The 13605-nt window shown below is 61.6% G+C and carries 13 protein-coding genes; 6 read left to right on the plus strand and 7 right to left on the minus strand.

Features of this window, described 5'->3' with window-relative positions; genetic code table 11:
• Window positions 1-221 precede the first annotated feature (221 nt).
• Entirely contained in the window at window positions 222-1076 is an 855-nt protein-coding gene (locus ACTJI1_RS14905) for an SMP-30/gluconolactonase/LRE family protein (protein ID WP_440743241.1), read from the plus strand.
• Here ACTJI1_RS14905 and ACTJI1_RS14910 read toward each other — a convergent pair.
• The 7 genes from ACTJI1_RS14910 to ACTJI1_RS14940 are packed head-to-tail and all read right to left on the minus strand — an operon-like array spanning window position 1073 to window position 7233.
• Window positions 1073-1804, minus strand: coding sequence for an SDR family NAD(P)-dependent oxidoreductase (locus ACTJI1_RS14910; RefSeq protein ID WP_440743242.1), 732 nt, complete (start codon window positions 1802-1804; stop codon window positions 1073-1075). The two genes, ACTJI1_RS14905 and ACTJI1_RS14910, sit on opposite strands and share 4 nt — an antisense overlap.
• A complete protein-coding gene (locus ACTJI1_RS14915) occupies window positions 1801-2874 on the minus strand; it encodes a glycoside hydrolase family 88 protein (RefSeq protein WP_440743243.1) in 1074 nt (357 codons plus the stop codon). The genes ACTJI1_RS14910 and ACTJI1_RS14915 overlap by 4 nt, the downstream gene beginning before the upstream one ends.
• Window positions 2871-3614, minus strand: coding sequence for an enoyl-CoA hydratase/isomerase family protein (locus tag ACTJI1_RS14920; protein WP_440743244.1), 744 nt, complete (start codon window positions 3612-3614; stop codon window positions 2871-2873). The genes ACTJI1_RS14915 and ACTJI1_RS14920 overlap by 4 nt, the downstream gene beginning before the upstream one ends.
• A gap of 35 nt (window positions 3615-3649) precedes the next feature.
• A complete protein-coding gene (locus ACTJI1_RS14925; RefSeq protein WP_440743245.1) occupies window positions 3650-4879 on the minus strand; it encodes a CaiB/BaiF CoA transferase family protein in 1230 nt (409 codons plus the stop codon).
• 53 nt (window positions 4880-4932) lie between these two features.
• A complete protein-coding gene (locus ACTJI1_RS14930) occupies window positions 4933-5553 on the minus strand; it encodes a bifunctional 4-hydroxy-2-oxoglutarate aldolase/2-dehydro-3-deoxy-phosphogluconate aldolase (protein ID WP_440743246.1) in 621 nt (206 codons plus the stop codon).
• 10 nt (window positions 5554-5563) lie between these two features.
• Window positions 5564-6502, minus strand: coding sequence for a sugar kinase (locus ACTJI1_RS14935; RefSeq protein WP_440743247.1), 939 nt, complete (start codon window positions 6500-6502; stop codon window positions 5564-5566).
• Window positions 6499-7233, minus strand: coding sequence for a FadR/GntR family transcriptional regulator (locus tag ACTJI1_RS14940; RefSeq protein ID WP_440743248.1), 735 nt, complete (start codon window positions 7231-7233; stop codon window positions 6499-6501). The genes ACTJI1_RS14935 and ACTJI1_RS14940 overlap by 4 nt, the downstream gene beginning before the upstream one ends.
• Before the next feature lie 150 nt (window positions 7234-7383).
• On the opposite strand from ACTJI1_RS14940, the gene ACTJI1_RS14945 reads away from it, so the two are divergent.
• The 5 genes from ACTJI1_RS14945 (at window position 7384) to ACTJI1_RS14965 (ending at window position 13569) form a co-directional block, all read left to right on the plus strand.
• Window positions 7384-8160 carry a hypothetical protein gene (locus ACTJI1_RS14945; RefSeq protein ID WP_440743249.1) on the plus strand — a complete coding sequence of 259 codons (777 nt, stop codon included), beginning with the start codon at window positions 7384-7386 and terminating at the stop codon, window positions 8158-8160.
• 116 nt (window positions 8161-8276) lie between these two features.
• Complete coding sequence (locus tag ACTJI1_RS14950) at window positions 8277-9566, plus strand: ABC transporter substrate-binding protein (RefSeq protein ID WP_440743250.1); 1290 nt, start codon at window positions 8277-8279, stop codon at window positions 9564-9566.
• Between the two features lie 78 nt (window positions 9567-9644).
• On the plus strand, window positions 9645-10568 hold the full coding sequence (locus ACTJI1_RS14955; RefSeq protein WP_440743251.1) for a carbohydrate ABC transporter permease: 924 nt from the start codon (window positions 9645-9647) through the stop codon (window positions 10566-10568).
• Complete coding sequence (locus ACTJI1_RS14960) at window positions 10565-11443, plus strand: carbohydrate ABC transporter permease (protein WP_440743252.1); 879 nt, start codon at window positions 10565-10567, stop codon at window positions 11441-11443. The genes ACTJI1_RS14955 and ACTJI1_RS14960 overlap by 4 nt, the downstream gene beginning before the upstream one ends.
• 38 nt (window positions 11444-11481) lie before the next feature.
• Window positions 11482-13569, plus strand: a complete 2088-nt coding sequence (locus ACTJI1_RS14965; RefSeq protein ID WP_440743253.1) for a hypothetical protein — start codon at window positions 11482-11484, stop codon at window positions 13567-13569.
• The last annotated feature ends 36 nt before the right edge of the window (window positions 13570-13605 follow it).

Raw genomic sequence — 13605 nt, forward strand, 5'->3', positions numbered from 1 at the left:
AGCGGTTGGATTGACCCGATGTCCAGAGCCGCGCCCGGTCGGATTAGGTCGATGGCTTGCGAGCCCCCGAGTCGCGAGACAGGGGTCGCACCTACACGGCACCCTCCCTGGTGGACCTCCTTCGCCGCTCGACGGGGAAACCTGCCGCCTACATGCCAGGCATAAGTGGTGCCGCCTGCGGCGCAGATTTGTAATATTATCGGAAGAAAAAGGAGGTGGGGATGGAGATCTTGGCGAGCGGATTACGTGTGCCCGAAGGTCCCGCGCTCACTCGCGACGGATTGATTCTGTTTACGGAACAGACCGCGGGTCGGGTGAGTGCTCTCACTCCTGCTGGAGTCGAGGAATTCGCGTATGTTGGCGGTGCCCCGAACTCCTGCACGCCAGGTGCCCGCGACGAGGTGTACGTGTGCCAGAATGGCGGCGTAGTGGGGGCATGGCGGTCGTCGGACCCTCGTACTCCTAGTATGCAGGTCATCAAAGCTGATGGCGTGGAGACGGTGGCCGCGAGCGTTTCGGGTAACCCCCTGTGGGCGCCGAATGATCTCGCGTTCGGTCCTGACGGCCGCCTCTACTTCACCGATCCGGCGCAGCCTTTCGACCCCGAGCGCCGGCTGGACCGCGGTTACCTGTATGCCCTCGGTGCAGTCAACGAGCGCGTCGCGGAGGTCGGGGGTGTGTATTGCAATGGCATCGGTTTCAGCCCGCAGGGCGAGTTAATTTGGGTGGAGTCATACACTCGTGCTGTCCGCGCAATTCGCGACGGTCGACCTGTCACACTGTGCATCCTCCCGGACGGGCATGTTCCGGACGGGTTCGCAGTGGCCGCCGACGGACGGATTTTCGTCGCCAGCTGCGGATCGCATGGAATCAGCGTGGTGAGCCCTGAGGGCGAGTATCTCGGGTTGATCCTCCTGGATAGGCAAGCGAATCCGACGAATTGCTGTTTTCTCGGCGACACGCTGATCGTGACGGATTTTGGTATGACGTTCGAGACGGATCCTGTTGCAGGACGGTTGTGGCAGGTGGCGGTGGATGCGACAGCCGGCCCGATGTGGACTGGTTCGGTGGCCTAAACGCTGTCCTTCTTGGCCAGCCATCCGCCGTCAACGACCAATTCGGCAGCAGTGATGAAGGAGGCGTCTGGGCTCGCCAGAAAGCCTATGGCCGCGGCGACCTCGTCCGGCCGTCCCAGCCGGAGTAACGCGGTGGCGTGTGCCGAACGCTCCCGGTCCTCCGCTGTGGAGTGGTCCCACGCTGCGGTGAGAATGGGGCCTGGTACAACCGCGTTGACGCGGATTTCAGGGGCGAGTTCGACAGCCAGTTGACGAGTGAGAGCAAGGACCCCACCTTTGCTTGCCGCGTACGCCGAGTAGCCGGGAATGCCGATGTGCCCATGTACGGAGGCCACGTTGACGACCGAGCCGTGCCGGCGGCGCAGCGAGGCCTGAAGTGCTTGGATGGCCAGGAACTGGCCGACGAGGTTCACATCCAGCTGTTCGCGCCACTCCTGCGGAGTCTGGTCAGCCACGGGGGCTACCCGGGCGCGATACGCGTTGTTCACCAGGACATCGAGCTCCGGAATACGTGCGGCGAGCGTCGTCCATGAGCTCTCGTCCTCCACGCCGAATCGGTGGGCCGTGACGGTAGCCCCTGCATTCTCAACCTCCTCCGCGACCGCAATCAGTGGGTCGCCGTCGACATCGACGAGATGCAGGTGGCTATCGGGCTGCTGGGCGAAGTAACGGGCGGTTGCCGCGCCGATTCCATGCGCTGCCCCGGTGATGACGATCGTGGTGGTCACCTGTTCTCCGTTTCCGCCAACATCAACGCCACCGGCCCCTGCCCCCAAGGCACAACGAACCCGGTAGGGACATTGTCGTAATGCGTATTGGTGGTGCACGCCATTACGGCGGCAGACACGCCGAGGGTCCTATTCGGGCTTAGCGAGTCGACCACCGCGGTCTCGGCTCGATCGGCCGCTTCGAGGACTCTTTTCCACTCCCGGTTGTCGATGATTCCCGAGCGCACTGCTCTCCGGAAGCCAACGGCCATGAATGCGGCTGTGGAGTTCTCGATGCCCGTATGTGGGTCGCGGACATTGGTGGCCCAGTGCCCGCCATCCAGCTGGAGGGAGACCATGCCGTCGACCAGATTCCGTACCGCTGTCTCAAGTTCGTTGCGATGATGGTAGAACATGGCCATTTCGGAGATCTCGCTGAGAGTGTCGAGGAGGCCGAGGAGTGCCCATCCTTGCCCGCGGCCCCAGCCGTAACCGTACGTGCGGGATTCGCCGCGTAGTTCGAAATGGTCGAACAGGCCGTCGGGCTGCTGCAGCCGACCGACGTAACGCCGCGCTTGTTCCGCGCCGGCGATGCTGAAGCGCGTCTCGCCCGTCGTCGCGCCGAGTGCGGTCAGGAACGGTGGATCGAAGTGGAGACAGTCAATGAACGCGCCTGGGGGTGGGTCGGCGATCAAGTACGCGCCATGGGCATCGAGGTCGTCGGGTCCATACGGGTGGCGCAGGGGTGAATGCTCCCAGGTGGCAAACAGGCCGCTTTCCAAGACTGGACGGCCGAGTAGGTAGTCAGCAAGACCGACAAGCGCCTCGATGAGCCGGGCGTCGCCGGTTCGCCGGTGGATTTCGACCATGGCGGACCCGGGGGCGGTGCAATCCAGGCGGCGGTAGGGTGTGGCACGCGTGGCCCAGGCGCGCGCCCACCCGTGGGCGAACGCGAGATAGCGATCGTCGCTGAGGGCGTCGCTTGCAGCGACCAATCCTTCGAATGCGACCGAGTCGCCGAAGTCCCAGGTTTGGTAGTCAAGGGTGAGCAGGGTGTCCGCAACTTCGCGGAGGAGGTCTGGTCCTGTCATCGACCGCGGAACTCCGGTGTGCGCTTCTCGGCGAAGGCGCGCTGTCCTTCGGTAGAGTCCTCGGTGGTCATCAAATAGGCGAATGAATCGTTCTCGATGAGTAATCCTGCTTCGAGCGGCACGTTCTGCGCCACCCGAACCATATATTTGGTGCGCTCAGCGGCGATCGGGGACAACTCGGCGATGTGCTTGGCGATTTCGCGCGCTCGGGGAAGAACATTCCCTTCCACGAGCTCCTGCAGAAGTCCATATCGGTCGGCGGTGGCGGCGTCGATGCGATCTCCTGTGAGCAGAAGTTTCGCGGCGTTGCCCGGGCCGATGGCGTGGGTGAGTAGTTGGGTCGCGCCGGAGCCGCCGTGCCAGCCCCACTTGATCTCGCCTGCGGCGAAGCTGGATCGGGAGGTAGCCAGACGGATGTCGGAGGCGAGAGCCATTTCCAGCCCGCCACCGATGCAGTAGCCGTCGATCGCGGCGATAACGGGCTTGCGGATCAGCCAGATCGCGCGGGCATAGTCGCGGCGTGCGTCGAAGCGGTTGCGGTACTCCCAGTTGCTCCCGTACCCGTCGAGGTCGGTGATGTCGCTTCCGGCGCTGAAGGCGCGCCCACCGGCGCCGGTGAGGACGACGACACGGACATCCGGATCGTTGTTCAGCTCGTGGACGATCTGATTGAGCTGCTCGTCCATTGCCACACTCATCGCGTTGAGCTTGTCCGGCCGGTTCAACGTGATGGTGGTCACGCCCTCATGGTTGTCGACGAGGATGTGAGCCCCGCTCATGATGCGGCCTCCATCGCACGTGCATCGGCGTCCACGACGGAGCCGACGGCAAGCATTCTTTCGACGGCGGCCTTGGAGTATCCGAGTTCGAGGAGCAGGTCGTGGGTGTCGGCGCCGAGCGCGGGCGCCCCGCGGCGGATGCTAGGGGGGGTCTCGGAGAGCTGGATCGGTACCCGGGTCGTTCGGATCGTTGATCCGTCGCGGTGCGGCTGCTCGACGATCATCCCGGCGGCTTGAATGTGTGGGTCGTCGGCGACGCCTTGGTAGTCCAGAACGGGGCCCGACCACACACCATGCTGGTCGCAGAGTTCGATCCACTCTGCGGTGCTCCGTTCCTCGAAGGCGTGCCGGATCCGCGCGTAGACGGCGTCCTTGTGCACCGCGCCGTCGTTGTACTCAGTCAGAGTGCGCAGCCAGTCGTCGTCAAGAACGTTGCCCAGCCTGGGCAAGGTGGTCATCGCCAACGCCAGCCAACCATCGCTGGTGCGGTACACCCCATACGGTGCCGGGATGAAGGAGTGCGCGCTCCATTCGGCGGTCCGCTCCGGCTGCCGGCCGGTGTTGAGGTAGGTGACATACTCCTGCAATTGGGTATCTAGGACCACGGAGAGCATGTCGACCTCCACGTGTTGACCGCGGCCGGTGGTCTGCCTGTGGTGCAGTGCTGCCAGTATGCCGATCACGGCCTGGTACCCGGTCATGGTGTCGGCGGCCCAGAGAGCGCCGGGTAGAGGGACGTCATCGACTTTGCCGACGGAGAACATGGAGCCGCTATAACCCTGGATAACCAGGTCCTGGCCGGGTCGGTCGCGATACGGTCCGATCGAGCCGTAGCCGGAAATGGAGCAGTAGATGAGCGCGGGGTTCAGTGTAGAGAGTGCTTCGTACCCGATTCCCAACCGGCCGGCCGTACCGTGCCGGAAGTTCTGCAGCACCACGTCGGCGGTCTTGGCCAACTCCAGGAATGCGGCCAGCCCATCCGGATCCTTCAAGTCCACGCAGAAGCTGCGCTTGTTGCGGTTCACCGCGAGGAAAGTCGACATCTCTCCGGCGACTTTGATGTCCTCAAATCCGTGGGTGCGGTTGAACTCGCCGGAGGGCGGTTCGATTTTGATGACATCGGCGCCGAGGTCACCGAGTCGGGTGGCGGCCAGAGGGCCGGCGAGCATTTGGGTCGCGTCCAGCACGCGCAGCCCTGCGAGTGCGCCGTCCGTGGAAGTGGTCATCAGCAAACTCCAATCGCACTAATACTATTATACGATCGAAACGCCAGTCAACTCTAACGAGCAGCGGAAATTCGAGAGAGCAATCCGTGGATCCGGGTGGACATCTCCGCTTGGCTTCCTCGGCAGAGCGCTGAACCTAGGCCGACAGCCACGCTCCCGGCACGTATGTAGTCGGCCGCATCCTCGAGAGTGACTCCACCGGTAGGAACAAAGGGAACTTGCTTCAGAGCTGCGAGCATGTCTGCGATCGCCTTGGGTCCGTAGCCGCTGGCCGGGAAGAGCTTCGCGAAATCGGCCCCGTATTCCATGGCCTGGACTGCCTCTGTCGGGGTGGCAACGCCGGGCAACGTGACGGCGCCATGCCTTAAGCCGGTGCGAATGACGGCCCGTTTCAGAGTAGGTGCGACAAGGAACTGAGCACCGGCCCTGATCGCGGCGGTCGCGGAAGACTCATCCAGAACAGTCCCCGCGCCCACATAGCCAAGCTCGAGCCGTCGAGCGGCGGTGATCGCTTCCAGCGCTCCGGGTGTCGTCAGAGAGATCTCCACCGCCCTGAGACCCCCCCGAAGCAGTCCCGTGGCGGCTTGAAGCGCGGATTCCGAGTCTGTGGCGCGCACGATTGCGACGACGCCATCTCGGACGATGGCGCTGCGGATGTCGTCTCGGTTGCTCATGGCGGGTCTCCTACCTGTCCACGTCGCCCTTGACGACGGTCCTCATCTGCGTGGGGAGTCCGGCAGTATCGCCACGGAATTGGACGACGGAAGCGCCGGCGAAGGCACCCGCGTTCAGGGCGTCGAGGATCGCGTCGCCGCGAAGCCAGCGGGCTAGAAAGCCGGCATTGAATGCATCGCCCGCTCCAACTGGGTCGGCGACCGAGGCCGGGTCGGGCGGGGCGACATGCCAACGCGAACCGTCCCATGCCCGCGCCCCGGCTGCGCCGTTCTTAACGACAACGAGTCGGCTTCGCTCGTGCCAGACCGCGTCGACCGCTTGATCGGTGTCGTCCCGTTGGGTTAGAGCCCTCAGTTCATCGGCTCCCGTGAAAATCACATGGGCGCGGGATAGGAGCGGGGCGAGGGTGGCACGCCATGCCGAAATCGGGGCCATCTTCAAACGAAGGTTCGGGTCGAAAGCGATCACGAGACCGTGACGTTCGCCGAGCTTCATCAAGCGATGCGACGTCGCCTCGGCGGCCGCGGAGAGCATGGGCGTGATCCCCGTGAGGTGGACCGCCTGGGCGTCGGCGACCACCTGCTGGGGGATGTCGTCGGGCGAGAGCCCGGATCCCGCCGATCCCTGGCGCGCGTAAATCACTTCGAGCCCTTCGGTTCCTGATGCGCTGCGAATGAGAACTCCGGTGGCACCGGGGACCGTCGCCAGAAAACTGGTGTCGACGCCCTCTCCACGCAAGAATCTGATGGCTGCGCGCCCCAACGCGTCATCGCCCACTCGACCAATGAAGGTCGCATCTATGCCCAGCCGCGCCAATCCCACGGCAGTGTTGCTCTCTGCTCCGACAAAAGTGCGCTGGTACTCCGTAGCGGCGTCTAAGGGGACGCCAGCGCTGGCAAGAAAACCAGCCAGCACCTCGCCCGCGAGGACGACACGGACGGATTTCATGCCGGGGTCTGTTGGTTGACCAGCTGAGTGAGATCATCGGCTGCCTCGCTCAACAACTGCAACATCGCCAGCTCGGCTTCGTCGGCGTCCTGTGCCTTGACGGCTACAAGGACCGCACGGTGTGCGTCCAGGAACTGCTCGCTTTGCTGGCCTTCGGGGATCAACGAATCACGGAAGTTCAAAATCGGGCGCAGTGACATGTCCATATGCGCTACGAGTTCGTTCGCGGTTGCTCGTAGCAGTGCGGTATGGAAATCAATGTCGGCCTGCACGTGCTCAGCCAGCCCATTGGAGTGAAGATTGCGGTGTTCGGCATACACGCGGGCCATTCGCTCAAGCGCGTTCTCGATCGCTGAAAGATCCTCCTCCGAACGGTGAAGGGCTGCCAGCCGTGCCGCAGCTGGCTCAATAATGCGCCGCAGCTGATCGAGCTCGTTGAGCAGCTTCTCGCTCAGCCCGTTCTCGGCCCGCCAAAGCATGACATCCTCGTCGAGGAGCTTCCAATTGCGTCGGGGCAAAACGAACGTGCCGGTTCTCGGTCTCGCGTCCAGTAGGCCTTTTGCGGTCAGAACGCGAAGAGCCTCTCGCACGACGGTTCTGCTGACGTTGAATTCGGACTCGAGCCCTTCGAGGTCGATTGTCTGGCCCTCGGCCAGTTCCCCCAACAGAATGCGTCGGCCGAGTGTGTCGACCAGCTGTCCTTGCAATCCCCGCTTAGAAAAAACAGTCACGGTACCTCCTTAACCATATTATAATATACTTCGGAACAGAAGGGCGAATTCCGTGAAAAACTCCTCGTTCGCGTCGGGCTTTCCTCTTGTGCTAGGTGAACCCGACGAGCATGACCAAATGGTAGACCGCCAATGAAATCCTTCTCAGTGATGATTGACGCCGATCATGGTGGGCGCTGGGAGAAGCTCAGTGATCCGTCCGGAAGACAGTGGCTCTGGTCGCGGCCGGACGCCGCGCGATACCGTGCGCGTCCAGGGGATGCGTTCGTCGATGCCGGCGGGCTCGAGGAGTGCTTTCCCACGATCGGCGACCGCCCCGACCATGGCATGCTTTGGGCGCGCCCTTGGCGGACGTGCAAAGCGGACCCGGCGGTCCAGATCCACCGCGTGGCGTACGACGAGATCGAGTTGGAGCGTGAGCTCAGATGTGAGAGCGATGGGATACAGGTCGACTACCACCTGACCGCTCCGCCGGGAACCCGATTCATCTGGGCGGCACATGCTCTCCTCGAGCTCGGCGTCGGTGCGCGCATCGACGCAGAACCGGGCCGGGCTCGGGCGTGGCCAGACCATGCGCTGGCGGTGGAGACGACCTGGCCGTATCCGCTCGGCATTGACTTCGCCGAGCTCGGCCCCGATGACGGCTCAGCAATGTTCTGCCTGCTTCCAGGCAGGGGCGCCGTACAGGTAAATGACCGCGGTGACAGTCTTCGATTCCAGCTCGCCTGCCCTAACCAGCCGGTCTCCGTGGGCGTGTGGCGGAATCTGGGAGGCTATCCCTGGCGGGCGGAAGAGAAATACCGCAACATCGGGATCGAGCCGATGCTCGGCAACGCCTTTGACTTGAACACTGCAGGTCCCTCCGACGCCGCAGTCGTCCCTGCATCGGGCCGCGTGCGCTGGAGCATGACTATCGAGAATGGCTGAGCGCGAGTCGCGTCACGACTGCGACGTTGACTCACTAATCGTATTATATGGTAAAGTGGTTGTTTGTCGGCTTCCCGAGCCGCCACCACAGCCATTTCGCTCAATGAGGAGAAGTTATGCGTAGGAAGCTACTTGCACCAATTGCCGTAGCGGCGGCATTGGCGCTCAGCGCCTGTTCGAGTTCGGCAGCCCCTTCAGGCGTGAGTTCGGATGGGGTGGAGAACGGGGCAACACTCACCGTTCTGCATTATTTGACCGAGAAGCCGAAGCTGGACGGTCTCAACCAGCTCATCAAGGGTTTCAACAAGCAGTATCCGGGCGTTAAGGTACAGGTCGAATCCACCAGCCTGGACCAGTACGGCGACACACTCAAACTTCGTGCATCGGGCCAGCAGATGCCGGATATCCTCTTCGGCTCGCCCAAGACTTACAGCGAGTTCGTGAAGGACGGCCTCATCCGCGACCTTACGAAGACCGACGTGGTTAACACGATCGATCCGAAGTATCTGGACGGTACTACGATCGACGGCAAGGTATACGGTGTGCCTCTCTCGCTGGGCGCCGGCGGCGTGTTCTATAACAAGGACATCTTCGCGAAGGCTGGAGTCGACGTTCCGAAGACGTGGACTGAATTCACGGCAGTGATGAAAAGGCTCAAGGACAACGGAATCACTCCGTTCGCTGCGGGATACAAAGATCTCGGGACATTCGGCGGCGCGCTATATGCAGATCTCTTCGGCGGCCCCTCCGCCAAAGACCCGAACTGGCGCGCCGAGGTCCAGGCCGGCAAGAAGAAGTTCAGTGATCTCGACTTTTTCAAGGAGTCCTGGCAGCGCTTTGGGGTACGAAACCAGTATGTCAACGGCGATGCCAATCAGGTTGGCCTGGACCAATCGGAGCAGATGTTCGCCAAGGGTGATACAGCAATGGTGATTCTTGGCAGTTGGGGCCTCGCGCCGATTCGCAGCTACAACCCGCAGGGTAACTTCGGCTTCTTCCTGCTGCCGACTTTCGACACACAAAAGGACAACCTCATGCAGGTGTTCACGGATGATAACTGGATGGCGTCGGCCAACTCCAAGTATCCGAAGGCACAGCTCGCGTTCCTGAAGTACATGACCAGCCAGGAAGGCGGGAAGATCTGGGCTGACGCAATCCAGGGCATTAGCACCGTGAAGGGTGCGAGCGCTACCAAGGTTGATCCGATGACGGCGGATATCCAGAAGTACATCAACGCGGGACAGGTGTGGAACTCGTCCGCAACGGACGACTTCAGCGGCCAGTACTTGGACGCCTGGTTCAAGCGCATTCAGGAGTACCCGTTCACACCTAAGTGGCAGTCGGACCTGAATGCGTATGTGGGCGCGTTCGATTCGGACTTCGATCGAATCCGCCAGTCGCAGTGAGACATGTGACTAGGTCACGCTAAGGCGCGGCGGGGCACCGCTTTCACGGTCGCCCCGCCGCCCACCGAAGGAAACGTAATGACACACACCCTGACCGGGCCGCGACGGGCTCTTCCGCAGGACGACCCTCTTCCTCGGAACACCAAACGTTTGCGCGACGCTCGTAGACACTTCTTGGACTTCTCGTTCATCCTCCCCGCTCTGGCCTTTTTCTGCTTCGTGATCCTGATCCCACTGGTTAACGGCATTCCGATCGCGTTTACCAACTGGAACGGACTCTCGCCAACTCGCGAATTCACCGGCCTGCGGAATCTCCAGTTACTTTTCACCGATCCGTCGGTTCTCGAGCCGGTCAAGAACACCTTGGTGTTTACCCTCTTGACGACCATTTTCATCAATGGCTTTGGGCTGCTCATCGCGAGCGGGTTGAACGAGAGGTTCCGTGGCTCGAAAGTGCTGCGAAGCGTGGTGTTCATGCCTACGGTGGTCTCGCTGGTCCTGGCCGCGGTGATGTGGACATACCTGTACAACACCGTCAGTTACCAGTGGTTCCACCAGCTGAGCCCGCTTGCATCTCCTGAGTGGGTAATGGTCGGCATTTCCGGGATCGCGATCTGGCGTGATACCGGCCTCGCCGTCATCATCTACCTTGCCGCCATGCAGACCATCCCGAAGGAGCTGTACGACGCAGCGGCCGTGGATGGTGCAGGAGCGGTAACCCAATGGCGCCACGTAACAATTCCGGCTCTCGCTCCCGCGTTCACCTACACAATCCCGCTGTTCTTCGCTCTGGGATTGAAAATGTTCGACTATTCATACGTAGCCACCCGCGGCGGTCCCGGCAGCTCATCCGAGACGATCGCCATGTACGTTTACGACAACCAGTTTCCGTACTTCAAAGCCGGCTATGGGCAGATGGCATCTCTCGTGCTTTTGCTGGTGTCGCTGACTTTCATGATCGCTTTCACTTCGATGCTTCGCCGGCGGGAGATCTCCGCATGATGACCTCTCTGCTTACCCGCCGGGCCGCACGCGATTCCATCGAGCCGCCTCCGCGGCGCTCATCGGCCCGCACTCTTCGCATCGCGCTGATGTACGCGGTTGGCCTTGCGTTTTTATTCCCCTTTTATGTTGCGGTGGTCTACGCCTTCAAGTCGCCGGAGGAGACGACACGTGACCCCCTTGGCCTTCCCCCCGCTTGGCGGCTGGACAACTTCGTCGCCGCGACCAAAATCCCGTACTTCTTCACCAACATCCTCAACAGCGTGATTGTCACCGTTTCCGTGGTGACGGTGACGGTTCTCATCTGTTCTATGGCGGGTTACATCGTGACTCGTCGAAAGAGCAAGGTGTACAGCGTCATCTACTACTTGTTCTTGCTGTCCATCCTGGTCCCGTTTCAGACGATCATGTTCCCGCTCTACGTCCAGCTTCGATCGCTCGGCCTTATCAATTCGCTGCTCGGGATCATCATCGTGCAGATCGGGGTGCAGGTGGGATATTTCGCTTTCCTCTACGCGGGTTTCATCAAGACGATTCCGGTCGAGTTGGAGGAGGCGGCGCGCCTCGATGGCGCATCGCGGTTCACCATCTTCTTCCGCATCGTGTTCCCGCTTCTTCGTCCCATCAACCTGACTGTGATCGTGTTGGCTGCCCTGGGGTCCTGGAACGACTTTCTCGCCCCGCTGATGCTGCTTCAGAAGGAAGACACACGAACGCTTCCTCTAGTGCAGTTCTACTTCTTCGGGCAGTATTCGCAGCAGGTAAACCTGGCGTTCGCGGCGGCGATCGTGTCGATGATCCCTATCCTCATTCTTTACTTCGTCCTTCAGCGCTACATCGTAAGTGGCATGAGCGCAGGGGCGGTCAAGGGGTGACGGGTCGAGCAAGTGGGACGCTCCCGGCAACGCTCCAGGTGCGCGACGGCACGGTGGTGGTCCTTAGCGCTTCTGGTTTGACGCTGACGATCGACGAGCCTTTTGTCGTGGAAACGATTCAGGACGCAAACATTCAGCGTTTCGCAGTGCGCTACACCGCTGGCTCCACGCCTACCAGTGCAATCGCGAGCGTTTGTATTGGCGACGCCACTATAACGACGCGGGATCGCTGGGACCTTGAGGGTTCGGTTCTGCACCTCAGCCGCGCTGTCGCGGTGTCGGGAAATGTCTCCGGCGGTTTCGCCACATCGCTCGAATTTGCGGCACCGTGGAATTCTACTGACGATGAGGTATTTGCTCCTGGTATTGCATATGGCGACTTCTCGCATATCAACCCATTCGCCCTCGGGGGCGAGGCATGGCGCCGGGCCGGCATAACGGACGTCACCATTCGGGAGGACCGTCTCACGGCTCCGGTCCTTGGCGTCAGGGATTCAATTTCAGGAGCGTACGTCGCGCTCATGCATGTCGATCCCGATGGCGCGACGAGTATGGCCGACGCAAGCGGCGCCAGTGGCAACGTTTTGGTTGATCCTCGGGTGCATGTGGGGGCTCTTGGCTGGCGAGAGTCGAGCCGTCGGACTCCGTTGCATTTCACTTATCCGGCACTAGAGGGACCGGTGACGTACCGGGGTGACACGTTCCCCGACGGGCAGATGCACCAATGGAGGCGCCGGTACCATCCGCTTAACGATGGGCATGAGCAGCGATACAAACTCAAGATTCGTTTCGGGACTCAGTCTCGGTCGGGCTTCGTTGCCGAAGTCTGGCGTTGGGCCTGGAAGTGTATGCGTCCGCAAACGCTATGGCATGACATCGAGCACGTCCGCTCGGTTGTTAGCATGCACGCGAGCTCGGTTGTTATGCGTCGATCGGGCCGAGCCGGGTTCCCGCTGATGCTTGACGCCGTGACCGGCGGTATTGTCCCCGGCCAGGAGCATCGGGCTAGTTGGGCGATGATGGGCTTCACGGGTCGCAATACTGAACTGGCAGCGCAGTTGCTGGAAATCGCTGCTCGGTCTGAGCAGGAATCTGTCGGGCTTCGCGCCGCGGGTGAGGACGTTCTGAACACATTCGTGGAACTGCCCGTCTCGCCGCCAGCTGGCGAAGGATTCGACTTGGCGACTGGCGCGCTCAGGGCCTCGGCGCCGTGGGGGCAACCGACCGACGTCGTCTTCCTGCGTTCGCTCGCAGAGGGCGGAAAAGGAATGGTGCGGGCGTGGCGAGCTGAACGCCATTACGGTCGAGATCATCCCGGGTGGATAGCCTGGGCTATGGCACTCGGCGAATGGCTCCTGACGCAGGAAGACAACGGTCGCTGGCCTCGCACCTGGGCGGCTCGGAGCGGCGCCATCGCGGACGCGAGCCCGGCGACAAGCTACACCATCGTCCCGTTCCTGGCAGAGATGTATGAAGCAACTCACGATGGTCGTTACATTGAGGCGGCGGTACGGGCCGGCCAATTCTCATGGTCAAGCGAACATCAGCATTTCGTATACCGAAGTGGCACATTGGACAACCCGGGCGTTGTGGACGGGGAAGCGGGTTCGATCGCTCTTGAGGGCTACCTTGCTCTTCATGGGCTCACAGGCGAATCGCTCTGGCTGGATCGCGCGCAATCAGCGGCCGCCTTCGCCGAAACCTGGATCTACATCTGGGATGTTCCTATGATTCCTACGATCGATTTAGAGTGGCCAATCGGTGTGCCGACTACCGGATTACAACTGATAGCCACCGGGCATTCTCTCGTTCATCAGTACATGTCGGCGGATGCAGGACGATTCGCTCAACTCTTCGAATTGACGGGCGAAAGCCACTATCGCGATGTTGCTCAAATCCTGCTGCACAATACCAAGGCTGTGCTGGATGCCTCGGTCGGTGGAGGTCTCGCAGGAGCCGGCTGGCAACAGGAGCACTGGAGCCTCGCGCCGACCCGTGGGCGCGGCCTTCACCGCTCATGGTTGCCCTGGATCGACTCAGCGCATCTCGAGGGAATTCTGAGCATGGAGTCGCGTGCCCCCCGAACCTACCGCGAGCTCACGGTCGACCGGCCGGAGATCAGATAGCGAATTTTGTATTCCCTGCTAGGGCATGCCTGCGAG

The organism is Leifsonia sp. 22587, from assembly GCF_052044215.1.
Taxonomy (GTDB): domain Bacteria; phylum Actinomycetota; class Actinomycetes; order Actinomycetales; family Microbacteriaceae; genus Leifsonia; species Leifsonia shinshuensis_C.